Origin of the sequence: Paraburkholderia sp. EG286B (assembly GCF_040965655.1) — a bacterium.
Lineage (GTDB): Bacteria > Pseudomonadota > Gammaproteobacteria > Burkholderiales > Burkholderiaceae > Paraburkholderia.
On sequence record NZ_JBFRCF010000003.1, the window covers coordinates 450,530 to 472,382 of the forward strand.

The window sequence follows — 21,853 nt, forward strand, 5'->3', positions numbered from 1 at the left end:
GGAAACCACAAGATGACCTCGAGAAGCCGCCGTGACTTTCTCCGCACCGCTGCGATGAGCGCCGGTTCGGCCACCGCCCTGACGATGCTGCCGCAGGGCATTCGCAATGCGCTCGCGATTCCCGCGAACAATCGCACGGGGAGCATCCGCGATGTCGAGCACATCGTGATCCTCATGCAGGAGAACCGTTCCTTCGACCATTACTTCGGCACGCTGCGCGGCGTGCGCGGCTTCGGCGACACGCGCGCGATCACGCTGCCGACCGGCAAGCCCGTGTGGAACCAGCCGCTCGCGGCCGGTGGTGTGGGCGAAGTGCTGCCGTTCCATCCCACGGCGTCCAACCTGGGCCTGCAGTTCATCCAGGACCTGCCGCACGACTGGACCACGACGCACGCCGCCTGGAACGGCGGCCGCTACGACCAGTGGGTCCCGGCCAAGGGCACGACCACGATGGCGTACCTCACGCGCGACGACATTCCGTTTCACTATCAGCTCGCCGACGCGTTCACGATTTGCGACGCGTACCACTGCTCGACGATGACGGCCACCGACCCGAACCGCTACTACATGTGGACCGGCTGGGTGGGCAACGACGGCAGCGGCGGCGGCCCCGTGATCGACAACGCGGAAGCGGGGTATGGCTGGTCCACGTATCCCGAAGTGTTGCAGAGCGCGGGCATCACGTGGAAGATCTATCAGGACGTCGGCGAAGGTCTCGACGCCAAGGGCTCGTGGGGCTGGACGGGCGACAACGCGTACATCGGCAATTACGGCGACAACTCGCTCCTGTATTTCCATCAATACCAGAACGCGCAGCCCGGCAATCCGCTGTATGACCGCGCACGCACGGGCACGAACGTGCTGGCGGGCGGCGGCTATTTCGACGTGCTCAAGCAGGACGTGGCGAACAATGCGCTGCCGCAGGTCTCGTGGATCGTTGCGCCCGAGGCGTACTCTGAGCATCCGAACTGGCCCGCGAACTATGGCGCGTGGTACGTCGACCAGGTGCTGCAGATCCTCACGTCGAACCCGGACCTGTGGAGCAAGACCGTGCTGCTCGTGAACTACGACGAGAACGACGGCTTCTTCGATCACCTGGCGCCCCCGTTCCCGCCCGCATCGAGCGCGAACGGCCTCTCGACCGTCGACACGACGAACGAAATCTTTCCGGGCAGCAGCAAGTATGCGGCGGGCCCGTACGGCCTCGGACCGCGCGTGCCGATGCTCGTGGTCTCGCCGTGGTCGCGCGGCGGCTGGGTGTGCTCGGAGACGTTCGACCATACTTCCGTGATCCGTTTCATCGAGAAGCGTTTCGGTCTGCATCACGACCTGCGCGAGCCGAACATCACGCCGTGGCGCCGTGCCGTGTGCGGCGACCTCACATCGGCATTCAACTTCGCCACGCCTAATGCGGCGATTCCCGCGCTGCCTTCCACGACGGGCTATGCGCCGCCCGACAAGCTGCGTCACCCCGACTACGTGCCGGTGCCGCCAGTCGTGGGCAGCGTGCCGAAGCAGGAAGCGGGCGTGCGCAACGCGCGCGCGCTGCCGTACGAGCTGTTCGTGCGTTTCGATGCGAATGCCGGCACGGGCGACGTCACCACGCGCTTCGTCAATTCGGGCCGCGCCGGTGCCGTGTTCCTCGTCTACACGGCGGGCAGCACCGATGCGCCGCGCACCTATACGGTCGAAGCCGGCAAGCATCTCCAGGACAAGCTCGCGCTTGGCGCGAGCGGCGCGTACGACTTCAGCGTGCATGGGCCGAACGGGTTTCTGCGCCGTTTCGCGGGCACCCAGGTCAAGTCGGGCTGGTTCGGCGGCAACGAAACGGCGCGCCCCGAAGTGGTAGAGGGCTACGACGTGGCGAACGGCAACCTGCAACTGCTCCTCGAGAACAAGGGCGGCGCGCGCTGCCAGTTCACGATCGTCAACGCGTATGACCCGGGCACGAAGATCCAGCGCACCGTGACCGGCGGCGACACCGGGCAGCTCTATCTCGACCTGCGCAACGCGCACGGCTGGTACGACCTGACGATCACGGTCGATAGCGATGCGACGTTCGTGCGCCGCATTGCGGGCCACGTCGAGACGGGTCATCCGAGCTATAGCGATCCCGCGCTCGGCGCCTGATATCGCTGAGGAGTGAGATGAGCCACGGCTTTCGCGAGCCGTGGCTTTTCTTGTTTACCGCGTAATCGAGCAGGGGCGACCAGGGCGCCTCTAGCGCCAGCGTGGCGGCGGCGGTCCCCAGCCGGGATGGCGGACGTGTCGCGGACCCATGAAATGCGGAGGACGGTGCCACGGAGTAAAGCCGTGGCGCGAATACACGACGGGAGGCGGCCACATCGGCGCGGCGGGATGCATGAAGAATACGGGCGGCGGCGGCGCGTAGAACGCCCCAGGAATCCCGATGCCCACGCCGACATTGACGTTCACGCGCGCCTGTGCGGTTTGCATCGCGCACAGCGTCGCCGCGATACAAAGGAATGCAAACTTCAACACACGGAGTTTCATCGCCGATCCTCCGTCGCGAGTGCGCGTTGCCAGCGCTCGCGGCTGGTTATTTCGTGTGCGCTTCAGTGGGTCGGAAAGCGGCGTCCGCAAGCTTCTTCTGCGAGTCGGGCATGGCCGCGTAAAGCGCCGAGAAGGCATCGAGCATCGCCTTGCTGCCGTCGGCATTCGCCTGGGCGATCTCGTTCCACGATTGAAGGTTCTCCACCGCGGTTTGCTGCTGGGCATTATCGTGCCGCTGCTGGATCAGATCATCCACCGTTTTGGCGTTATTGCGCATGACGTCGGCCACTTTCGCCCACTGATCCTCTTCGGCGGGAGTAATCTTCAGTTCGGCATGCAGTTCTTTCACGCGGTCGTCGACGGTTTCAACGTGATGCTGATGCGACGACGCAGCCGGAGCGCTGGCCTGGGCCCAGCACGTGGAAGTGCCGAGCAGGGCTAGCGCAAGCAGGACAGGTTTCATTGTCAGCCCTCGCGAAAAGCGTTTGCCGGCAATGGCCGGCAAGTCGGAACGAACCATTTTGATCATAGCAGCGGCGGCAACCAATTTCGGCATCCTCTATGTAACAGCGAATAACAGGGAATAGGGCACGATTCCCGAATGCACCACGCTTCACTCACGCAGAAAATCGGCCTGGCTTGCCCGGCAGCGAGTCATTCTGACGATACCAGGAGGCAACGTGGCGATTCGATTGGCATTTCAGAGGGCATCGCATTCGCATTCCGCTCCCGTCGCCCGGTTGGCTTGGGGCAGACTGGCGTGCGCCACCCTGGCCGTGGCAACTTTGGCGGGCTATGTGCCTGCGAGCCGCGCCGCCGTGTCCATCATGCGCCCGCCGCGCGAGGCGAGATCCGACGAACCGCTCGTCGTGACGATCGTGTATTCCGGCGATGCGCCGACCGGCAGTTCGATCGATGTGCCGCGCGATTTGAGCATCACGCTGACCAATGGCGAGGCGTTGCCGAAGGCCGTGCTGCTCGCGCGCGAACCAGGCGCACCCGAGCATTTGCGGCTCGCCGCCGGAGAGATGAAGGCGGTGAGCTATAGCGCGGCATGGCCCAAGTGGGCGCGCGGCGCTTTGAGAGTGGATGTGCCGGGCGTGGACGTTTCACCTTCCGTGGTCCTGCTCACGCGCATGCCGGCCTCGGCAACGGCGAACGCCGCGGCTCCTGCCTCCGCGCCTTTGGTGCCGGCGGCAACGGTTGCGTCCGCATCGGAACCGGTCGCCACGGCGCCAGTTGAAGGACCGATGGCGGGCAATGCTTCGCTTGCGGCGCAAATGCCGCCCTCCACCGTAAAGCCCTCGAATTCGCTGGTGCCTGACATTGGCACTTTCCTCGCGGGTCGTCTTTCGTTCTACCAGCCAAACTATTTCGCGGACGGCTGGTCGTCGAGCGACGCGGATCTCGCCAGATTCCAGATCAGTATCAAATTCCGCTTCATATTGCCGGACGATCCGCGTTCACGCGGTTTCCTCGACAACCTCTATTTTGCCTATACGCAGACTTCGCTTTGGGATGTCCGCGGGGACGAGTCGCCGTTCCACGATACGAGCTACATGCCCGCGCTCTTCTACTACCTCGAGGACACCGGGTGGAGGTCCAGCTGGTTCACGCGAATGGGCATCGAGACGGGGTACGAGCACGAGTCGAACGGGACCGCCGGTTCAGGGTCGCGCGGCGTCGATATCGTGTACGTGAAGCCGATCTGGGATTTCGGCGACCTCAACGCCAACCACCTGACTATCGAGCCGAAAATCTACGCGTACGAGCACATCCAGGAGTCGAATGGGGATATTGCTCACTATCGCGGCTATGTCGATCTGCTGTTCAAATATGGCAGCCCCGACGGCTGGCAACTCGCGACGACCCTGAGAAAGGGCACGAGATCGACCTATGGAAGCGTCGATGTGCAATTTACATACCCGCTCGCCAAGCTATTCGGCAATGCATGGGGCGGGTACCTGTTCCTCAACTACTTCAACGGCTACGCCGAAGATCTTCTCGATTACAACCAGCACCGCTGGGCTGCGCGCATCGGTTTCGCGGTGTCGCGCTAACTGACTTTGGCTTGCGAATGTTGGGAAACGTCATTTTGTCAGGCGGGCATCGTAGAAAGACACCAGGCGTGGGTCACGTAATGCTTTGACCCACTACGAACCGGTGGCCGTCGGGTGTGGCCACGGTGCATTCGCGCATGCCGTACGGGCGATCGACCGGAGGCTGCAGGACAATTGCACCGCTTTGCGCGATTTCATCGTGAAACGCTTGAACGTTGTCGACTTCCAGATAACCGAAGTAGCTGTGATCCCCCGTCTCCGCCGGGGACAACGCATTGGGGCAATGGCCGAGCATGATCCGCACGCCGCCCCTCTCGACGATTCGCCAGTCGGTCGAATCGGCCCAATCCACGCGGAAGCCGAGCACGTCGCGAAAGTATGCCGCGTTGCGTTCGAGGTCCTGGACGGCAAGGACGAAAGCGAAGGGACGTAGCGTGTTCGTGTTGGTCATGAGCGATCTTCTTCAACAGAGATTCGATTGCGGGTGGCGTGAGTATGACGCACGCGTCGGGCATCGTGTTTGCTCGCTGCACAGGCAGTGCGCCATTCGCAACCTGGCTAGCCGGTTGCAGTGCTGCTTACGCGCGCACATCGGAGGAATGACCATGAATGACCAACGGGAAGAGCGCGTCCGGCGACGCGCATATCAACTCTGGGAAGATGACGGCGCGCCGCAGGGGCGGGCGGACGAATACTGGAGCCGCGCCGAAAAACAGGTTGCCGCGGAATATGACGCGGAAGGAGAAACGTCGAGTATCGCCAGCGATCAGGCCGGCAAGCGCCGGCTTGCGGGTGAACCCCTGCAGGAGAGGGACGCCATGCCGCCGAACGAACTGGCGCGCGACAAGCGGCGCGGCGGCGGGTGACATCCCGCATGTGCCGCGCTTTAGTCCAATGACATGCCAGCCTGCGCGACCTGTTCGCACATCAATGATGCGCGAACAGGTCGTTGCGGCCCTCGTGTGACACGAGTGCGTCGTGGCGCGACGTTTGCGCAACCGACGCATTCGAGGTGCCCGAGCTTTCCATCCCATAGCCGGAGTCGTCGGTGCGTTGCGTGCTGGCGTGCTGCGGGTTTGCCGGTTGCTGCATCTGCATCTGCCTGGTTTGTGCCGCGGGTTCGGTGTTCTGTGCGAAGACGACGGGGGACAATACGACGCCGAGCGAGACAATAGCAGTAGCGAGTAGAGGTTTCATGATTCACGACTCCATATAATAAAATCGATTCGGATGACTAAAAAAATGCGCGGATTGCAAAAACCGTTTTTGCAGACGCTCATTCAATCTTGCGCAGTCCGATCACTACGGCGCATGTCCCCAGACTACGCAGCCAACCTTAGAATTTGCTTATGCGCAGGCAACGGTTCGCGTTTCGTGCGTATTCGGCCGTAGTTAAGGCTTAGTTAAGCAACGGCGGCATATAGTCCCAAGCTGTTTCGTTCCGCCCGTCATGCGGCGCAAGGAGTATTCATGTCCACCACCACACGAAGTCTCATCGAAGATGCGGTCAGCAAGGTCCCCGCCGTGACGCTCGGCTTCTGGATCATCAAGATTGCTTGCACCACGCTCGGCGAAACCGGCGGTGACTGGGTGACGATGTCATTGAACCTGGGCTATCTGGTCGGCTCGCTCATTTTCCTCGCGTGCTTCGTCGTGCTGGTTGGGGCGCAGATCCGCGCACAGCGCTTCTACCCGTGGCTTTATTGGGCGACGATCGTCGCCACGACCACGCTCGGCACCACGCTCGCCGACTTTTTCGACCGCTCGCTCGGCGTAGGCTATCCCGGCGGCGTATCGATCATTCTGCTGTTGCTCCTGGCCAGTCTCGCGATCTGGTACCGGGCAGAAGGCACGGTTTCGATCGAGAGTGTCGCGACGCCGCGCGTCGAGTGGTTTTACTGGATTACGATCCTGTTTTCGCAAACGCTCGGCACCGCGCTGGGCGACTGGGTCGCGGGCGAAGACCGCGGCGGCCTTGGCGTGGGCTACGAATACGGCGCTGCGATCTTCGGCGCGGGCCTCGTGGTCGTGGCGCTGCTGTGGTTGTGGCCGCGCGTGTCGCGCACGGCGCTTTTCTGGTTCGCGTTCGTGCTCACGCGCCCGCTCGGCGCGACGCTGGGCGATCTGCTAGACAAGCCTGTCGCGGACGGCGGCCTGCACTTCAGCCGCTTTTATGCTTCGGCGCTGCTGATGATCTTTATCGTCGGCTGCATCGTGGTGCTGCCTCAGCGTGCCGCTCGCCGGGTGCGCGACGCGTAGCGCGCATGAGTCATTGCGGCATCACGCACGTGAAACTGGTCGCGCGATTCAGATTGCCCTTGCCCAGATAGCGCGGAAACGCCGGGTAGCGGCACAGCGGCCGCGTGCGGCCGTTCGTGGCCTGGGCAATGTCGGTCGCGAACAACGTTTCCGGCGCGCTGTCGTGCGTGACCCAGTCGTCGAGCGCGCCCAGCAGATCGACGGACGGAATGAACACGCCGTTGCCGTGCTGGTAACCCGGCACCATGTAAAGCCGCATGAAGCTGTCCACCCGCGCTTCGCCGTAGCGCCCCACCAGCCCCTGGTAATAGGCGATGGTCTGGTTCGGGCTGATGACCTCGTCGGCGAGTCCCTGCAAGGTGATGAGCTTGCCGCCTCGCGCGATATAGCGCGACACGTCGGGATTCATCGCGCCGATTGTCGTCGACAGCGTAAGCAGCCGCTCGCGGTAACGGCCGGGATGCATTACGTCGAAGTTCGTCGAATCGAAAGTCGGGTCGTGCGTGATGAAGTATTTGAGGTAGGCATCGCCCTGCGCGTACAGGTAGCCATTGGAGACGAACCCCAGTTGAGTCAGCCGCTGCGGCGAGTGCGCGAGGCCCAGCATGCTCGTGAAGCGCGTGCCCTGGAAGACGTTGTAGCCGCGATAGGTGTCCGCATTCCAGGCGAGCGCGTAGGGCAGGCGCAGGCCGTCGCGCAGGCTTTCCAGCGTCGCGAGTTGCGGTGGCGTGAGGCAGTCGTCGGGGGCGTGCTGGCGATCCGCCTGGTCCTGTGAGGAGCAACGCAGCGAGTCGATGATCTCCGGCTCTTTCGCGCGGCAGGCTTCGACGTCGCTGATGAGGCCGTCCGCCGCGCCGTCGAGCGTGTCGCACACCTGCATCACGCGCTCGTACACGTGCTCCAGCAGCTGCGGCGACAGATAGCCGCCCGGCGTGCGGTATTCGTGCTGGCCCACCACGACGCCTGTCAGGCGCACGCCCGGGAAGTTCAGCGCGGGCGAGTTCGCGATCACGCCGTCGTAGTCGTCGGGATAGCGCTGGATCACGGTGTAGCCTTCGCGGCCGCCCGTCGAGCCGCCCGCGAAATACATGTGCTCCGGCGCCCGCCCATAGCCGAGCGTGATCAGTGCGAGCGCAACGTCATGCGCCTTCTTCAAATGCGCGTAGCCGAAGTTGGTCACGGCTTCTTCAAGCAGCCCGAAGTTGGCTTCCGACGACGTGCCGTTGTGGCCGGAGTCGTCGCCGAAGGTCGCATAGCCGCGCGCGAGCGGGGCGCGGTCGGGCGAGAAGGGCATCGGGCCGGTTCCCGTCACCACGACGCCGCTGTAGCCGCCACCGCCGAATTGCAGCGCGCGGCCGTTCCAGCGGCTCGGCAGGTTCACTTCGAAGCGGATGTCCGGCGTCCCGGCGCTCTGGGCGCGGATAACGCCGGTCAAGCGGCAGAAGTCGCCGTTGAGATTGCCTGTGGCGGTCGCGGAGATCATCGCGGCGCTCTGCACCAGCGCGCCGTTCGTCGGCAGGCCGATGCTCGCGGGCGGCAGCAGCGCGCCAGCAAGGTCGGTGCAATGCAGCGGCAGCGAAGGCGTGTGCTGGGCGAAAGCGGGGCCGCTGGCGATGAGCGTGAGCGTGGCGATGGCGATCGCCTCGAGGGATCCGAGTGCGCGTGTGCCCCGTCGTATCATCCGCAGCCGGCTCCGTTGACGCGCGCACGGGCCTTCTCCTTCTGGCGCCCGAGCGAGCCGCGCCAGGCCCTCGCGAGCATGAGCGTCGCGCCGATCGCGACGGTGTCGCCGGCGAGCGCCGCCGCGAACGCCGCCGCGCCGTGCAGCGCGTGTGGCGTGGCGGTGTCGATGATCACCGAGATCAGCGTGCCGCCGACGAAGCATACGAGCCCCGTGCGGCCCACGGTCACGACGGCGGGCACGCGCGCGGCGATCCGCGCGATCGTGCCGCGATGAACGAAATACGCCGCCACCAAGGCAATGCCGATGAAGTTGACGACGCGCGCGAAGGCCAGATGCTGTTTCATTGTCCCAGGCATGGGTTGAGTCAGGACGAACCATTTAACCGCCGCGAACAGCACCACCGCGGCGAACGCGCATCGTACCAGCCAGCGCGCGATTGCCGAGGTCTTGAAGCCGGGCGGAACCGGGTGCAGCCGGCAGAGCATGCCGAATACGAACATCAGCTGCCACGCGAATGGGTTGAACGGCCAGGTCGCGAACGCGCTCGCGCCGATGAGCGCAGGCAGCAGCGGCGCGAAGGCCCAGAGCACCAGGCTGCAGACCAGCGTGGCGAGCGGCGCGCGGCGGGCGAAGGGCACGGCCGCGGGCACGCACAGGGCAAATATGACATACATCGGCAGCACGCTCGACAGATACGGCTGGCGCGCCAGCAGGACGACGTGGAAAGTTTCGCGTATGGGATGCGTGGCGAACGACGCCCAGCCGCTCAGGTCGGCGGCAGCGGGGTTCAGGTGCAGGAGCGCGAGTATCGCGCCCGAGAGCAGTGTGAGCAGGGCGGTCAGCAGATAGGCGCGGTAGATTTCCCAGCTGCGGCGCAGGAAGCGGCCTTGCGCGGCGCTCATGCCGCGGCGCGCGCGCACGGCCATAAAGGCCGCGGCCGACGCGTAGCCGCCGAGAAACACGAACACTTCGGCGGAGTCGCACAGCGCGTAAGCGTGCAACGTCAGCTGCGACAAGGCGCTGCCCGGAATGTGATCGAGCACGATCACGATCAGCACGACGCCGCGGAAAAAGTCGACTTCGATCGAACGCCCCTGGCGAGACTCCATGGTGCCCTCGCAAGCATCGCGGCGACGCCGCTCCGGCTTGGCGTCGACCGCTCGATGAATGGCCGGGCGGCGGTTCACGTATCGTGGCGCCGCCCTTATGCGTACGAGGGCATCTCGCAGGTATCGTTCCCTGCGCTCGGCGGGGTCAATGCTTTGTGCGCCGGATATGACGCTCACGCCATGCTGGCGCCATCTGCATGCCAGCTATGTGGCGCTTGCGATGTCCGGCCGCGTGCCGCTTACTTCGCGGCAGCGGCGCGCTCGATCGCGGCGATGTCGATCTTGCGCATGGTCATCATCGCTTCCATCGCGCGCCTGCCGGCTTCGCGATCAGCGCCGAAGACGCATTCGAGCAGGCGCTTCGGCGTGATCTGCCACGAAAACCCCCAGCGATCCTTGCACCAGCCGCAGTCCGACTCCTCGCCGCCGTTGCCGACGATGGCGTTCCAGTAGCGGTCGGTCTCTTCCTGGCTGTGGGTCTCGACCATGAAGCTCACGGCCTGGTTCGCCTGGAAGTTGGGGCCGCCGTTCAGGCCCACGAAGCGCCGGCCGAGCACCGTGAATTCGACCACCAGTTCCGCTCCCGCGCCGATGCCAGGTATCGGGGAAACATGGCCAGCCCCGACATGACTGTCCGGAAACGTCGCAGCGTAGAACTCCGCCGCTTCGCGTGCTCTACCTTCATCGAACCACAGGCAAGTCACAAGCTCCGTCATCACGATCTCCTTTGACAAGGCGCCTGATTGCCGGCGCGTAGCGCACATTGTGACAAAGCCCCGGCGGTATGGGGGACTTTTGCTGGTGGAGCAGGGTGGCTAGTCGATGCAACGTTCGATCGCGAGGGACTGGGCGTTGTGTGCATCTATCCTGTCGTGTTTCGACGGTGATTCGGACTGCGACGCAAGACACAGCGCAAGATTGGCGCGGGTGCTGTTTGGCGAGAACATGAGCGCAAGGATTAACGCTATTACTGCCGCAACCAGAATGGCGACGCCGCGCAAGGTTGCGCGCAGAGCGGGCGACAAAGGAGCAATGGCGCTAAAACGCGAAGTTTGTTTGACGAGGGTTCGGAACATGGCGGGCTCTTTGCGATGAGCGTCGAGGGCATGACGCCACGATAGACAGGCCCGGCAGCCGCGACAAGACCCAGCCGCGCCTCAAAACATGGAGCCACGCACGGCGGGATCGGGGGACCTGCGACTACTTCAGGAATGCTTGACGATAGACATTCGGCGCGGCGCCAAACGCGTCGCGAAAGCGATGGCTGAAGTGACTCGCATTCGCGTACCCGCACTCTGCCGCAATCTGCGCGAGCGGCAGGGCGGTCGTGCGCAACAGCAAACGCGCCCGCTCCAGACGCTGGGCGGCGATCCACGCATGCGGCGGCCGCCCGAACGAGGCGCGAAACATGCGCGCGAGATGGTACTCGGAAAGGCACGCGACATCGGCCAGTGCGCCGAGCGTCAGCGTCTCGCCCAGGTGGGCGTCGATATAGTCACGCAGGCGCCGCCGTGTCGACACGGCGAGGCCACCCTTGAGCGCCGCGCCCGCGCGACGCACGCCCTGGCTGCGCAGCAGCAGGCTCAGCACTTCGTGCGCCGTTGCGTTGCTGCGCAAAAGGCCGTCTGGATCGGCCCAGTTTTCGTTGGCCAGCGTCTGGCACAGCACGGCGATCCGCTTGTCCTCGAAATACGTGCGGTCGGCCAGCGTGAGTTCGCGCGGTTCCCGGTCGAGTTCGCGCACCGCGCGCTGCGTGAAGTGCTCGGGCAGGAAGTACAGATGCATGAAATGCATATGGCCGCGCACCCACCAGCGCGATTCGTGGTCGCCCGGAAGCGCGCAGAGGCGGCTTGGCGCGCCGTACACGCCGGGCAGCTTCTGCCGCTCCGTGCGGTAGCCGCCGTCGAGATAGCACGACAGCGTGTGATGGCCGGGCCGGTCATAGACGGTCTCGGCCTCGCGCGTGACGCGCGTCCAGACGGCGGCCGCAAACTGGTCGCCGAGCCACGCAAAACGCTCCAGCGTCGCGTTCGCCGCGCTCAACGTGCGGCACACCGAATGCAGCCCAAAGGGCGTCTCGGCGAGGGCGGGCGCGGGAAGCGGCACCTGGGCGTTCATGGTCGGGGCGGCGGGCTGCAAGGCGGCGATGGGCTCCACAAAGCGGGTAGTCAAAGCGGGTTGGCAAAGTATACGCTCGCGCCCCCGCTGTTGCTGGCCGTGGCCGGGCGCAGGCAAGAAATGCGCAATCCTGGACAAGTCCGCGCCGCCCCCGTGCGCCATAGTTGGGGCATCGACTAAAGGTCCTTTCCGACAATGAATCTTTTACTCTACGTGCTCACCGTCCTGATCTGGGGCACCACCTGGATCGCTATCAAGTGGCAGCTCGGCGTCGTGCCTGCGCCTGTCTCGATCGCCTGGCGTTTCGGGCTCGCGGCGCTCCTGGTGTTCGCGCTGCTGGGCGTGATGCGCCGCCCCATCTGGCCGCCGCGCGCGGCGTGGCGCTACCTCGTCGCTCAGGGGCTGGCGCTGTTCTGCCTCAATTTCCTGTGCTTTTACTATGCCGAGAACATCGTGCCGAGCGGGCTCGTGGCCGTGGTGTTTTCGACCGCGCCGCTGCTGAACTCGATCAACGGACGCATTTTCATGGGGCGGCCGCTGCAACCCTCCGCAGTGGGCGGCGCCGTACTGGGCCTGATCGGGATCGTTTGTCTCTTCCTGCAGCAGATGGCCGGCCATATCGGCGATCAGACCGTGTGGCTCGGCCTCGCGGTGGCGTTTCTCGGCACGCTGTGTTTCTCCACCGGCAATCTGCTTTCCAGCCGCATGCAGTCGATGGGGCTCAATCCGCTCGTCACGAATGGCTGGGCCATGCTGATCGGCACCGCGGCGCTCGTGGCCGGCAGCGCCGTCGCCGGATTGCCGTTCAGGCTCGAAATGGACGCGCGCTATCTCGGCGCGCTGGCCTGGCTCGTCGTGGCAGGGTCGGTGATCGGTTTTACGGCCTATCTGACGCTGGTTGGCCGGATCGGGCCCGAGCGCGCGGCGTATTGCACGGTCTTGTTCCCGATCGTGGCGCTGGCGGTTTCGACGGTCTACGAGGGCTACCGCTGGTCCTTGCTTGCCGTGATCGGGCTTTTGCTGGTCGTCTCGGGCAACCTCGTGGCGTTCGATCTGACGCGGCGCCTGTTCACGCGGCGCGCGCCCGCTGCCTGAGCGGGCTTCAGCGGGCGAGGCTGGCCTTGAGCGTAATGGCGTAGCGCCGGTACAGCCAGGCGGAACACGGCGCGCTGACGGTTGTTGTTTGCGTTCGTTCTCGAAGCGACAGTCGGGCCCTTATGTGTTTTGCATCACTCACCGCTGGCCCGGGCGGCCGCGTCGATTGTGACGGGATATGGGGCGCGAGTATGTGGGATGGCAAACCAGACCTTCCCGTGAATGATTATTCAATTGAAATTCGGATGCCTCCATTCTTATTACAAAAGAGGCGGCCTTCATAATTCATCGTTTGCGCTAAAGATTCGTCTGACGGTTGCCGATACCCTCGGATGAGCAGATAAATATGAATGCAAACACGCGGCGTGCCAGCCGCTCCGGGGTTACCGCGTAGGCCCGCGCCTGCGGGGACTGAAACGAATGCAAAGCCGATGGCCTGTCTGCGCGTGCAGCCCACGCCCGCGCGCGCTTTTCACCCTCCTGGCGGACGCGGTCCCCGCCGCGCTGTTCAGGTTCGCAGCAGCACTCAAACCCGATGGCACGGCCACGACTCCAGCGGGCGGATAAGGACATGGCATTGCAGACAATGCGGAATTCGCCCAGTGCGTCCAGTGCGTCGCGTGGTCCGCGCCGGGGACAGGGACAAAACAAAGACGGGAGAGGCCAGTTAATGAAGGTTCACGCTAGCGCGCTCACGCTGCTGCACTGGCTGGCGCAACGCGAAAGCGCGTCGGTCAGTGAAATTACTGCGTCGGGATTGATGAGTTCACGCGAAGCCTCGGATGTCGTTCGCTACGCCATGCGCAACGGCGCCGCCGAACGCGTCAATAAGGGCGCGAGTGCGCGAGGAACCGCGCGCTACCGCTCGACCGGCGTGCCTCTGCCGGAGCCACGGACGGCGCCGGCCGGTGCTTCGTTCGAAGGCTTGCTGAGCGCATGGGGAATCGCTAAGGAGCCGCCCGAGCTTCCCGCGGTGCGTACGCGCGTTTACCAGATCGAAGATAATGGCCAGGAAAGCCGAAGTGATGCTCGCCTCGGCAAACAAAAACTCAATGGTTGAAATTGACTGAGGGCAACTGAGAGAATAAGCGATGTGCCAACACGAGGCCGTATCCAATTCCTGTGCGGGCGGCCTCGATTAAAAAGAGAGTCAAGACGAGAAAACATGAGAGTACGTCCTTATCGGGGAAAACGCGCCTTGCTGATTGCTGTATTGGCAGGCGTCGCTTCATTTGCAATTTGCGAGTCTTTTGCACAGGCCGCCTTGGGCGGGAAGCTCGACTCACTTCAGATCGAAGCGTCCGCGCTCAGAGGCCAGTTGTCCTCGACGGCGTCGACGTCGACCTACACCACCCAGGTCATCACGCTGCCCACCGGCACGACGGTACGCGAATACGCGAACGCGGCCGGGCAGGTTTTCGCCGTGTCCTGGAGCGGGCCGCGTCCGCCGGACCTTTCGCAATTGTTCGGCACTTATTTCTCCGAATACAAGGCCGCGCTGCAGACGCCGACCCACGCTGACCTGCATCGACATGTAGCGGTCGAGTCGGCGCAGATGCGCTATGTGGGGGGCGGCCGGATGAACAACATGCGAGGCACGGCCTGGTTGCCTGCTGCGGTTCCTGCGGGTGTCACGCCGGAGGACCTGAAGTGAGCTCGGCTCGCAACGCATTTTGGGCAATGGCGCTCTGTCTCGTGCTGGCCGCTTGCGGCGGCGGTGGTGGCAGCAGCGGTAACGGCGGCCAGACCGCGCAATCAAGCACACAGGGTTCGGGCACGAGCAACGGTGGGAACTCGAGCGACTCGACGCTGGGCACCGGTAACGTCCTGCCGATTCGGGTGGACACCTCATTGGCGCCTTCCGGTAGCGGCTATGCGCCCAATCTCCCGGTGGCCACGGTGACGGTGTGCCTCCATGGCACCACGCAATGTACGGTCGTGACTGACGTTCTCGTGGATACCGGCTCGGTCGGCCTGCGTCTTACGTCCTCGGCGCTCGGTGCGCTGGCGAGTGCGCTGCCCGAGCAAAAGGACGGCAGCGGCAACGTACTTGGCGAGTGCTATCCGTTCGCGGACGGCCGGTATTTCTGGGGCCCGGTGGCTACCGCCGATATCAAGCTGGCTGGCGAAGTTGCCAGCAACGTGCCGATGATGATTGACGGTACGCCAGGCGGATTTCCTGCCGCACCCAGCGCCTGTGGCATCACCCTCGCGAACTCGCCGTCTGTCATTGGCGCTAACGGAATTCTGGGCGTTGCGAATCGCGTGGCGGATTGCCCGGGCTGCACGAGCAATGCGTCGAACGGCTATTACTATTCCTGCAACACGACGACCGGAACCTGCACGTCGACGGCAGTGACCGCCTCGGCCCAGACTCAGAACCCGGTGGCACTCTTCCCGCAGGACAACAACGGCGTCATCGTCGTGTTGCCCGCCATTTCGGCTGCGGGACAGGCGTCCGTCGATGGTTCGCTCGTCTTCGGGATAGGAACGCAATCGAACAACACGTTCAGTGCGACGTCGGTGCTGGGCTATGACGCGAGCCTGTTCATCTCGACCCAGTACAACGGGCAGGTGATGGCCGAGTCATACGTCGACAGCGGATCCAACGGCCTGTTTTTCGCTGACAGATCGATTACCCAGTGTGCCGGTGGGACCGGGTGGTACTGCCCGACGGCCACCCTGGCATTGAATGCGACAGCCTTCGGCAACGCAGGGGCCACGACGCCGGTGAACATGTCCTTCATGGTCGCGAACGAAAATACGCTTGCGAGTACACGCGCCTCGGCTTTCAACAATCTCGCGGCGACCGGAAGCAGCAGCACCTTCGACTGGGGATTGCCATTCTTCTTCGGGCGTAATGTCTACTTCGCGATTGCGGGCAGAACGGCGCCTGGCGGGACCGCGCCTTACGTCGCGTTCTAATGGCTGATTGACCGCGTGCAGTCATGACGCGCGGCAAAAGGGCGATCACGCTGTTAATGCGTGATCGCCCTTTGTTTTTGGGCGCGCTATCGCGCCAGCCGCTCCCGCAGAAACTCGATGAAGCGCTGCGTCTTCGCCGGCAGCAAACGCGTTTCCGTAATCGCGTAGACCGGCGTGGGCGTGCCATGCCACTGCGGCAAAATCCGCCGCAATGCTCCGCTGGCCACCTCGTCGGCCACGATTTCTTCCGGCAGCAGCACGATGCCCATGTCGAGTGTGGCGAGGCGGCGGATCATGCCGACGCTGTTGAGCGTGAAGCGTCCGCCCACCTTCACCGTGCTCGTGCGCTTCGCGTCGTGCAAGGTCCACGTGTCGGCCTTCAGGATGACCAGGCATTCGTGCCGTTCCAGATCAGCCGGCTTGCCTGGCTCGCCCGCGCGCTGAAGATAGCCCGGCGACGCATAAAGATATGGTGTGAGCGATGCGAGCGGACGCGCAATGAGTTGCGAGCTTTCGGACTCCCCCATGCGGATCGCCACGTCGAACGGGTCGCTCACCAGATCGACACGCCGCGGATTCAATTCGAAATCGAAGGAGATGGCGGGGTACAGGCCGGCAAATTCGGCGATCAGGGGCGCGAGGTAGGTGACGGCGAAATCGACCGGAAACGAGGCCCGCAGCACGCCGCTGGGCTGCGCGACCATGTCGCCTAGCTGCTCGTGCGCGAGGCGGGCTTCATCGACGATGCGCTTGCAGCGCTCGAAATAGATCTGGCCTGCTTCGGTCAACTCGATCTTGCGTGTGGTCCGATGCAGCAGGCGCAGTCCGATCGCTCTTTCCAGGCCGCTGATGCGGCGTGAAAGGGTGGAGTTCGGCATGCCCGTCACGTCCGCGGCGCTGCGAAACCCCCTGGCTTTGACGACCTCGACGAACAAGGCCATGTCGTTCAGTAGTTCCACCTTTGACTGCTCCATCAACGGATCAATGATATCCAAATTACCATATTTATCCCAATCGTGAAGCAGGCGATGATGCACCCATCCAAACCAGTCGAGGTGATCATCATGAGCAAGCTTTTCGAATCCGTGCGCGTCGGGCGTTACACGCTGCCAAACCGTCTGGCCATGGCGCCCATGACCCGTTCGCGCGCGCTGGCCGACGGCACGCCCGGCGAACTGGCCGCCGAGTATTACGCCCAGCGCGCGAGCGTCGGCTTGATCGTCACCGAGGGCACGCAGCCTTCGCAAGAGGGACAGGGCTACATTACGACTCCGGGCATTTATAGCGACGCGCATGTCGCCGGATGGAAAAAAGTCACTTCGGCCGTGCATGCGAGAGGCGGCCATCTCTTCATCCAGCTCATGCACGCCGGCCGCATGTCGCATCCCGACAATACGCGGCACCATCGCGCGGGCGTCGGGCCTTCCGCCATTGCGCCGGGCACGGCCATGTTCACGGCCAGCGGCATGCAGGACATTCCGGTGCCGCGTGCCTTGACCATCGAGGAAATCCGCCGCACCGTCCAGGACTTCCGCACCGCGGCCCGCCGCGCGGTCGAGGCCGGCGCGGACGGCGTCGAAATCCACGGCGCGAATGCCTATCTGGTTCAGCAGTTCTTCGCGCCGAGCGCCAATACGCGCACCGACGAATACGGCGGCCTGATCGAAAACCGCGCGCGCTTTGCGCTCGAAGTCGCGGCCGCCATTGCCGGGGAAATCGGCGCGGACCGCACGGCCATCCGCCTCTCACCGGGCACGACGCTGTGGGGCATCGACGAGGGCGCCCAAGGCCCCGATCTTTACCACTATCTGGTGGCCGAACTCGACAAGCTGGGGCTCGCCTATCTGCATATCGCGCATCAGGGCGACGAGGCGCTGCTGGCTGACATTCGCAAGCTGTGGAAGGGCGCGTTGATCGTGAACCGGGCGGGCCGCCCGCGCGAACAGATCGGCGCCGACGTGGCCACGGGGCTGGCGGATCTGGAGTCCTACGGTCAGATGGTGCTGGCGAATCCGGACTTCGTCACCCGCCTGCAGCGCGACGCGGCGATGAACGCGCCGGATCGCAACGGCTTCTTTGGAGGCGCCGCGCAAGGCTATACGGACTACCCCAGCTTGAGCGAAGTGGCCGACGCCTGACGCGGCGGGCAGACGCGCGGCGTGTGCTCCATTCGCCGCGCCCGTGCGAAGCCGCCTGCCTTGCGCGGTTTCGCATGGCTCACCCGAGCGGACCCGCAAGGGCGCGCCGATACCACGCATGGAAATGGCGCATGCCGTCTTCGAGCGGCGACTGATACGGCCCGGCGTCGCTGATGCCGCGCCGGTGGAGCCGCAGGCGTCCCGCGTCCATGCGCTCGGCGATCTCGTCGTCCTCGATCATCGTCTCCAGATACGCCGCGCGCTGGGCTTCGATGAATTCGCGTTCGAATGCCGCGATTTCTTCGGGGTAATAGAACTCCACCACGTTGAGCGTTTCCTGCGGGCTTTTCGGATAGAGCGTCGAGACCACGAGCACGTGCGGATAGAGCTCGATCATCTGGGTAGGGAAATACGCGAGCCAGATGGCGCCGAACTCGGGCGCTGCGCCGCCGCGATAATCGAGCAATCGATCGTGCCACGCGCGATAGATTTCCGAACCCGGCTGCGCAAGCGCGGCGTGCACACCCACGCGCTGCATGCTGTACGTCTCGGCGAAATCCCAGTCGAGCGTTTCGCAGGTCACGAAGCGCCCGAGGCCTGGGTGGAATGGCGCGACGTGATAATCCTCCAGATAGACTTCGATAAAGGTTTTCCAGTTGTACCGGCAGGAATGCGTTTCGACGTGATCGAGCACGTACCCGGAGAAGTCGAACTCGGGGCGCTCGAACACGCGCGCCATGTCGCGCGCGGGCTCACGTGGCCCTTCGTAGAGCAGTCCATGGCAATTTCGCAGTTCGAAGCGCTCGAGATTGCGGCACGGTTTGCGCTCGAACTGGGGCGCGCCGATCAGCTCGCCGCCGGGGGCGTACGTCCAGCGATGTAAAGGACACACGATGTTGCCGCCGCTCGCGGCGAGATTGCCTTGCGCAGGAGGGCCGCCGCTCGCAGCGACGTTGCCGGCCTTGCCGCCCAGCATGAGCGACTGGCGATGGCGGCAGACGTTCGAGAGCAGTTGCACGCCGTGCTCGCCGCGCACCAGCACGCGGCCGCCTTCGTCCTGCGGCAGGTGCCGCCAGTCGCCGCGCTCGGGCACCGACTGTTCGTGGCCCACGTATAGCGCCGAGTGCGCGAAGATACGCGCCATCTCGCGCTCGAACAGCGCCTCGTCGAAATAGGCGCTCGCGGGCAATTGCCCATGCGCTTCCTCCGTATCGGGCGGCAGCGCGAGATGCGCGAGGTCACTGATATCGTTCATCGGTCGGTTTCATCCTGTTTCGTGTTGCGCGTTCAGGCGCACGATGCGTTCATGCTTTGCGAGCCGCGGGCAGGTGCTGCAGAGTTCGCCGTCGCGGCGGCGATAGTGGTAGCAGCAGGTGCGGCGCTCCAGCGCGAGCGCGCTTGCGCCGTCCGTGCGCGAGAACGGGAAATAGCCTGAACAGCCTTGCAGGCCGAGTGCCGCGAGCCACCGCTGCCCATGCGCCTCGGCCTGGGCGTCGCTCCATTCGGGCCGCGCCTTGCGTGCCGCAAGCAGTGCGGCGAGCACCACGTCGGCCTGCGTGCCGCGCGCCGCCGCCGGATTGAGGCGGATCACCGGCATCAGCTCGTCGTGCATCTGCTCGCAGCACGAGGCGATTTCGCGTGCGGCGTGCGCGATCAACACGTGCGTGTCGCCCTGCGCCGGTTCGTGATCGCGTATGCGGACCTCGCGGGTCCAGCCCTCGGCAATGGGCTGCGCGATGTCCGCAAGCGACAGCGACACGCCAGCCGCATGCACCCCGATCACGCTCAAGTAGAGCGGTTGCCAGATCAGGATGCCCCAGCAGCGCGACGACCAGTAGGGGCGCCCCGCTTCGGGGTAGGTGCGCGACCAGAAGGCAAGGAGGGCATCGAGCGCAGCACGATTGGCGTCGCCGTTGGGCGGCGCCGGGCGCGTATGCACGATGCCTTGCGCGGGGCGCGCGGCTACCACGCCCTGCAACCCCGGCACGAGCCGCGCGGCGAGCTGCAGCATGTCGTCGAGCGCGCGGTTTGCCGCCATGCTTATGCCGCGACCGCTTCGGCGCTCATGCCAGTCGCTTGCGCGGCGTCTCGCGGCGCACCGCGCCTGCCCGCCAGCGGGTTCTGCAGATTGCCCGCCATCTTCAGATTGCCCGCGGGATCGGCGAGATTGACCATCTGCAGGTTGTTGCCGAGTTGCAGACGGTTCAGGCACGAGTGCAGGAACTCGGGCGCGAAGAGGTCGTATTCGGCGTATTTGCGCGCGAGTTGCGGGTGCTCGTCCTGATAGCGTGCAACGCAGCGCGCCACCGTGTCCCAGAAGACGTCTTCCGTGCAGCAGCCGTGCTCGACGAGTACCTGATTCATGTAGCGGAAGAAGCCATCGAACACGTCGATGAAGATCGCGAGCAGCTTGACGCGCTCGGGCACGTCCACGGCGAGGCGCTTGACGTTTTCCGGAAGCTGCGCATCCTTGTTGAGGATGGCAGATTCTTCCGCAATGTCCTTCATGATCGCGCGCACGGGCACATGGTTTTCAAGCACGAGGATGAGATTTTCGCCGTGCGGCATGAACACGAGATCGTGTGCGTAGAAGCAATGGACGAGGGGCGCGAGATATGCCTCCATGTAGCGCTCGAGCCAGGCTTGCGCCGTGAGCCCCGAAGCCTCGATCAGCGCCGGCAGCAGCGCTGCGCCATGGCGGTCCGTATGCAGCAGCGCGGCCATGGTCATGAGCCGCTGGCCGTCTCCCGCGAGACTGAGCGGATTCTCGCGCCAGAGCGCCGAAAACATCTTCTTGTAGGGGCTGTCCACCTGGACGGCCGCTTCGTAATAGCGATTGCGAAAGCCGATGGACGCGACTTCGCGCAGGATGGTGAACCCATGGTCCTGCAGATACGGATCGCTCGCCACGAGGCCCTTGATGAAGTCGTTGATGGCGGGCGTGCCCGACATGTAGTACGGCGAGAGTCCGCGCATGAAACCCATGTTGAGAATCGAGAGCGACGTCTTCACATAGCGCTTCGAACGGTCCGAGAGATTGAAGAACGTGCGGATCGACTGCTGGGCCTGATAGCGGTCCTCGCCGAAGCCGAGGCAGACGATGCGGTTGGTCGCGACATAGCTCGCAAACGCAATCGAAAGTTTGTTGAACCACTGCCACGGGTGCGCCGGCATCAGCCGATAGTCGGCAAAGTCCACGCCGTGCGCTTCGACCATCGAGCGAAAGCGCGCGACGGTCTCCCCGCCCAGTTCTTCTTCCATCAGCTGTTCGTAGTCGAGGTCGGCGGCGCTGTGGAACGCAGCGTTCTCCTTGTGCACGGCGAGCCAGACGATCTGGAGCGGCGAGCCCGCCTCGGGCGCGAACGCGCGATAGTCGCCCGCGTCGAAACCGAGCCTGCCGTTGTTGGCGACGAAGCCGGGATGGCCCTCGCTCATCGCGGTTTCGATCGCCTGAAAGTCGGCGTCGAGGAGTTCGGCCGTATCCGGGCCGTCTTTCACGGCTTTGTAGGCCGCGCCGTACAGCGTGCTGCTGATTTCGTCGAGGTAAATGGGCAGCATCTCCTCCTTGATGCCAAGGCGAGCTTTCACATCGAGGATGAAGGCGAGCGCGTCGAGCGGTTGCGGCGCGCCGTCCTGCGAGCACACCATGGTTTCGGGGCGAATGCTCCAGTGGCGCAGTGCGAGCAGACGCGCCTCGAACGTGTAGACGCGGGTGCCGTCGTCGGATTCGAGCGCATAGCGCGCGTAGCGCTCGCCGGGCGCATCGCCCACGCGCTGCGGTTCGACGATCAGTTCGTGCGCATACTCGGCAATGGCCTTGCGCACCAGCATGCGGTTCGCGCGCTGCCAGACCTCGGGTGTGAGGTGCCCGGTAGCCTCGTGGGGCGTGAGGAGAACGTGTTGCATGGAAGCCTGGGTTGCGAAATGATTCATGTTGCGATGTCCTTATGG

23 protein-coding genes are annotated in these 21,853 nt (G+C 64.3%); 9 read left to right on the forward strand and 14 right to left on the reverse strand.

Going from position 1 to position 21,853, the window contains the following annotated elements; translation table 11 throughout:
• The first annotated feature begins 12 nt into the window (after nucleotides 1-12).
• On the forward strand, nucleotides 13-2,130 hold the full coding sequence (locus AB4Y42_RS08185) for a phosphocholine-specific phospholipase C (protein WP_368693884.1): 2,118 nt from the start codon (nucleotides 13-15) through the stop codon (nucleotides 2,128-2,130).
• 90 nt (nucleotides 2,131-2,220) lie between these two features.
• Here the strand turns inward: AB4Y42_RS08185 and AB4Y42_RS08190 are convergent, their stop codons facing one another.
• The 3 genes from AB4Y42_RS08190 to AB4Y42_RS08200 all read right to left on the reverse strand — a co-directional run bounded on the left by AB4Y42_RS08190 (nucleotide 2,221) and on the right by AB4Y42_RS08200 (nucleotide 3,451).
• Entirely contained in the window at nucleotides 2,221-2,514 is a 294-nt protein-coding gene (locus AB4Y42_RS08190; RefSeq protein WP_368693885.1) for a hypothetical protein, read from the reverse strand.
• A gap of 46 nt (nucleotides 2,515-2,560) precedes the next feature.
• Nucleotides 2,561-3,061 carry a Spy/CpxP family protein refolding chaperone gene (locus tag AB4Y42_RS08195; RefSeq protein ID WP_368693886.1) on the reverse strand — a complete coding sequence of 167 codons (501 nt, stop codon included), beginning with the start codon at nucleotides 3,059-3,061 and terminating at the stop codon, nucleotides 2,561-2,563.
• A 246-nt stretch (nucleotides 3,062-3,307) separates the two neighbouring features.
• Nucleotides 3,308-3,451: a hypothetical protein gene (locus AB4Y42_RS08200; RefSeq protein WP_368693887.1), complete on the reverse strand. Its 144-nt coding sequence runs from the start codon at nucleotides 3,449-3,451 to the stop codon at nucleotides 3,308-3,310.
• A 34-nt stretch (nucleotides 3,452-3,485) separates the two neighbouring features.
• Here AB4Y42_RS08200 and AB4Y42_RS08205 point away from each other — a divergent pair, with 34 nt between their 5' ends.
• Nucleotides 3,486-4,574 carry a phospholipase A gene (locus AB4Y42_RS08205; protein ID WP_368691350.1) on the forward strand — a complete coding sequence of 363 codons (1,089 nt, stop codon included), beginning with the start codon at nucleotides 3,486-3,488 and terminating at the stop codon, nucleotides 4,572-4,574.
• A 73-nt stretch (nucleotides 4,575-4,647) separates the two neighbouring features.
• Here AB4Y42_RS08205 and AB4Y42_RS08210 read toward each other — a convergent pair whose 3' ends face one another.
• Nucleotides 4,648-5,025: a VOC family protein gene (locus tag AB4Y42_RS08210; RefSeq protein WP_368691349.1), complete on the reverse strand. Its 378-nt coding sequence runs from the start codon at nucleotides 5,023-5,025 to the stop codon at nucleotides 4,648-4,650.
• Nucleotides 5,026-5,179: 154 nt separating this feature from the next.
• Here AB4Y42_RS08210 and AB4Y42_RS08215 point away from each other — a divergent pair, with 154 nt between their 5' ends.
• The gene (locus AB4Y42_RS08215) at nucleotides 5,180-5,440 is read left to right on the forward strand and encodes a DUF2934 domain-containing protein (protein WP_368691348.1); all 261 of its coding nucleotides are present in this window, start codon (nucleotides 5,180-5,182) and stop codon (nucleotides 5,438-5,440) included.
• Nucleotides 5,441-5,501: 61 nt separating this feature from the next.
• Here AB4Y42_RS08215 and AB4Y42_RS08220 read toward each other — a convergent pair whose 3' ends face one another.
• Nucleotides 5,502-5,771, reverse strand: a complete 270-nt coding sequence (locus AB4Y42_RS08220; protein WP_368693888.1) for a hypothetical protein — start codon at nucleotides 5,769-5,771, stop codon at nucleotides 5,502-5,504.
• A gap of 273 nt (nucleotides 5,772-6,044) precedes the next feature.
• On the opposite strand from AB4Y42_RS08220, the gene AB4Y42_RS08225 reads away from it, so the two are divergent.
• Nucleotides 6,045-6,833, forward strand: a complete 789-nt coding sequence (locus AB4Y42_RS08225; RefSeq protein WP_368691346.1) for a hypothetical protein — start codon at nucleotides 6,045-6,047, stop codon at nucleotides 6,831-6,833.
• A 10-nt stretch (nucleotides 6,834-6,843) separates the two neighbouring features.
• Here the strand turns inward: AB4Y42_RS08225 and AB4Y42_RS08230 are convergent, their stop codons facing one another.
• The 5 genes from AB4Y42_RS08230 to AB4Y42_RS08250 all read right to left on the reverse strand — a co-directional run bounded on the left by AB4Y42_RS08230 (nucleotide 6,844) and on the right by AB4Y42_RS08250 (nucleotide 11,744).
• On the reverse strand, nucleotides 6,844-8,514 hold the full coding sequence (locus tag AB4Y42_RS08230; protein WP_368693889.1) for a tannase/feruloyl esterase family alpha/beta hydrolase: 1,671 nt from the start codon (nucleotides 8,512-8,514) through the stop codon (nucleotides 6,844-6,846).
• Nucleotides 8,511-9,626, reverse strand: coding sequence for an OpgC domain-containing protein (locus tag AB4Y42_RS08235; RefSeq protein ID WP_368693890.1), 1,116 nt, complete (start codon nucleotides 9,624-9,626; stop codon nucleotides 8,511-8,513). Before AB4Y42_RS08235 ends, AB4Y42_RS08230 begins: the two co-directional genes overlap by 4 nt.
• A gap of 239 nt (nucleotides 9,627-9,865) precedes the next feature.
• The gene (locus AB4Y42_RS08240; RefSeq protein ID WP_368691343.1) at nucleotides 9,866-10,342 is read right to left on the reverse strand and encodes a VOC family protein; all 477 of its coding nucleotides are present in this window, start codon (nucleotides 10,340-10,342) and stop codon (nucleotides 9,866-9,868) included.
• Between the two features lie 99 nt (nucleotides 10,343-10,441).
• Complete coding sequence (locus AB4Y42_RS08245) at nucleotides 10,442-10,702, reverse strand: hypothetical protein (protein WP_368693891.1); 261 nt, start codon at nucleotides 10,700-10,702, stop codon at nucleotides 10,442-10,444.
• Nucleotides 10,703-10,826: 124 nt separating this feature from the next.
• Nucleotides 10,827-11,744 carry a helix-turn-helix domain-containing protein gene (locus tag AB4Y42_RS08250; protein ID WP_368693989.1) on the reverse strand — a complete coding sequence of 306 codons (918 nt, stop codon included), beginning with the start codon at nucleotides 11,742-11,744 and terminating at the stop codon, nucleotides 10,827-10,829.
• A 195-nt stretch (nucleotides 11,745-11,939) separates the two neighbouring features.
• Here AB4Y42_RS08250 and AB4Y42_RS08255 point away from each other — a divergent pair, with 195 nt between their 5' ends.
• From AB4Y42_RS08255 to AB4Y42_RS08270, 4 genes are all read left to right on the forward strand, one after another.
• Nucleotides 11,940-12,839: a DMT family transporter gene (locus tag AB4Y42_RS08255; RefSeq protein ID WP_368693892.1), complete on the forward strand. Its 900-nt coding sequence runs from the start codon at nucleotides 11,940-11,942 to the stop codon at nucleotides 12,837-12,839.
• A 670-nt stretch (nucleotides 12,840-13,509) separates the two neighbouring features.
• On the forward strand, nucleotides 13,510-13,899 hold the full coding sequence (locus AB4Y42_RS08260) for a hypothetical protein (protein ID WP_368693893.1): 390 nt from the start codon (nucleotides 13,510-13,512) through the stop codon (nucleotides 13,897-13,899).
• 138 nt (nucleotides 13,900-14,037) lie between these two features.
• The gene (locus AB4Y42_RS08265) at nucleotides 14,038-14,493 is read left to right on the forward strand and encodes a DUF2844 domain-containing protein (protein WP_368693894.1); all 456 of its coding nucleotides are present in this window, start codon (nucleotides 14,038-14,040) and stop codon (nucleotides 14,491-14,493) included.
• A gap of 26 nt (nucleotides 14,494-14,519) precedes the next feature.
• Nucleotides 14,520-15,764: a DUF3443 family protein gene (locus tag AB4Y42_RS08270; protein WP_368693895.1), complete on the forward strand. Its 1,245-nt coding sequence runs from the start codon at nucleotides 14,520-14,522 to the stop codon at nucleotides 15,762-15,764.
• A gap of 86 nt (nucleotides 15,765-15,850) precedes the next feature.
• On the opposite strand, the gene AB4Y42_RS08275 is transcribed toward AB4Y42_RS08270, so the two are convergent.
• Complete coding sequence (locus tag AB4Y42_RS08275) at nucleotides 15,851-16,723, reverse strand: LysR family transcriptional regulator (protein WP_368693990.1); 873 nt, start codon at nucleotides 16,721-16,723, stop codon at nucleotides 15,851-15,853.
• Between the two features lie 105 nt (nucleotides 16,724-16,828).
• Between AB4Y42_RS08275 and AB4Y42_RS08280 the strand changes: the two genes are divergently transcribed.
• Nucleotides 16,829-17,902 (forward strand): alkene reductase, encoded by a 1,074-nt coding sequence (locus AB4Y42_RS08280; protein ID WP_368693896.1) that lies wholly within the window; start codon nucleotides 16,829-16,831, stop codon nucleotides 17,900-17,902.
• Nucleotides 17,903-17,981: 79 nt separating this feature from the next.
• Here AB4Y42_RS08280 and AB4Y42_RS08285 read toward each other — a convergent pair whose 3' ends face one another.
• From AB4Y42_RS08285 to AB4Y42_RS08295, 3 genes are read right to left on the reverse strand one after another with little or no spacing between them, the layout of a single operon-like run.
• On the reverse strand, nucleotides 17,982-19,157 hold the full coding sequence (locus tag AB4Y42_RS08285) for an aromatic ring-hydroxylating dioxygenase subunit alpha (protein WP_368693897.1): 1,176 nt from the start codon (nucleotides 19,155-19,157) through the stop codon (nucleotides 17,982-17,984).
• Nucleotides 19,158-19,166: 9 nt separating this feature from the next.
• Nucleotides 19,167-19,940, reverse strand: coding sequence for a siderophore ferric iron reductase (locus AB4Y42_RS08290; protein WP_368693898.1), 774 nt, complete (start codon nucleotides 19,938-19,940; stop codon nucleotides 19,167-19,169).
• Between the two features lie 2 nt (nucleotides 19,941-19,942).
• On the reverse strand, nucleotides 19,943-21,808 hold the full coding sequence (locus tag AB4Y42_RS08295) for an IucA/IucC family siderophore biosynthesis protein (protein ID WP_368693991.1): 1,866 nt from the start codon (nucleotides 21,806-21,808) through the stop codon (nucleotides 19,943-19,945).
• Between the last annotated feature and the right edge of the window lie 45 nt (nucleotides 21,809-21,853).

Excerpts from the sequence above, each read along its gene's own strand:
- AB4Y42_RS08240 (WP_368691343.1), bottom strand. The coding sequence starts at position 10,342 with ATGACGGAGCTTGTGACTTGCCTGTGGTTCGATGAAGGTAGAGCACGC.
- AB4Y42_RS08280 (WP_368693896.1), top strand. The coding sequence starts at position 16,829 with ATGAGCAAGCTTTTCGAATCCGTGCGCGTCGGGCGTTACACGCTGCCA.
- AB4Y42_RS08220 (WP_368693888.1), bottom strand. The coding sequence starts at position 5,771 with ATGAAACCTCTACTCGCTACTGCTATTGTCTCGCTCGGCGTCGTATTG.
- AB4Y42_RS08210 (WP_368691349.1), bottom strand. The coding sequence starts at position 5,025 with ATGACCAACACGAACACGCTACGTCCCTTCGCTTTCGTCCTTGCCGTC.
- AB4Y42_RS08215 (WP_368691348.1), top strand. The coding sequence starts at position 5,180 with ATGAATGACCAACGGGAAGAGCGCGTCCGGCGACGCGCATATCAACTC.
- AB4Y42_RS08225 (WP_368691346.1), top strand. The coding sequence starts at position 6,045 with ATGTCCACCACCACACGAAGTCTCATCGAAGATGCGGTCAGCAAGGTC.
- AB4Y42_RS08235 (WP_368693890.1), bottom strand. The coding sequence starts at position 9,626 with ATGGAGTCTCGCCAGGGGCGTTCGATCGAAGTCGACTTTTTCCGCGGC.
- AB4Y42_RS08295 (WP_368693991.1), bottom strand. The coding sequence starts at position 21,808 with ATGCAACACGTTCTCCTCACGCCCCACGAGGCTACCGGGCACCTCACA.
- AB4Y42_RS08260 (WP_368693893.1), top strand. The coding sequence starts at position 13,510 with ATGAAGGTTCACGCTAGCGCGCTCACGCTGCTGCACTGGCTGGCGCAA.
- AB4Y42_RS08255 (WP_368693892.1), top strand. The coding sequence starts at position 11,940 with ATGAATCTTTTACTCTACGTGCTCACCGTCCTGATCTGGGGCACCACC.
- AB4Y42_RS08285 (WP_368693897.1), bottom strand. The coding sequence starts at position 19,157 with ATGAACGATATCAGTGACCTCGCGCATCTCGCGCTGCCGCCCGATACG.
- AB4Y42_RS08290 (WP_368693898.1), bottom strand. The coding sequence starts at position 19,940 with ATGGCGGCAAACCGCGCGCTCGACGACATGCTGCAGCTCGCCGCGCGG.
- AB4Y42_RS08185 (WP_368693884.1), top strand. The coding sequence starts at position 13 with ATGACCTCGAGAAGCCGCCGTGACTTTCTCCGCACCGCTGCGATGAGC.
- AB4Y42_RS08200 (WP_368693887.1), bottom strand. The coding sequence starts at position 3,451 with ATGCTCAAATCGCGCGGCACATCGATCGAACTGCCGGTCGGCGCATCG.
- AB4Y42_RS08270 (WP_368693895.1), top strand. The coding sequence starts at position 14,520 with ATGGCGCTCTGTCTCGTGCTGGCCGCTTGCGGCGGCGGTGGTGGCAGC.
- AB4Y42_RS08190 (WP_368693885.1), bottom strand. The coding sequence starts at position 2,514 with ATGAAACTCCGTGTGTTGAAGTTTGCATTCCTTTGTATCGCGGCGACG.
- AB4Y42_RS08250 (WP_368693989.1), bottom strand. The coding sequence starts at position 11,744 with ATGAACGCCCAGGTGCCGCTTCCCGCGCCCGCCCTCGCCGAGACGCCC.
- AB4Y42_RS08230 (WP_368693889.1), bottom strand. The coding sequence starts at position 8,514 with ATGATACGACGGGGCACACGCGCACTCGGATCCCTCGAGGCGATCGCC.
- AB4Y42_RS08245 (WP_368693891.1), bottom strand. The coding sequence starts at position 10,702 with ATGTTCCGAACCCTCGTCAAACAAACTTCGCGTTTTAGCGCCATTGCT.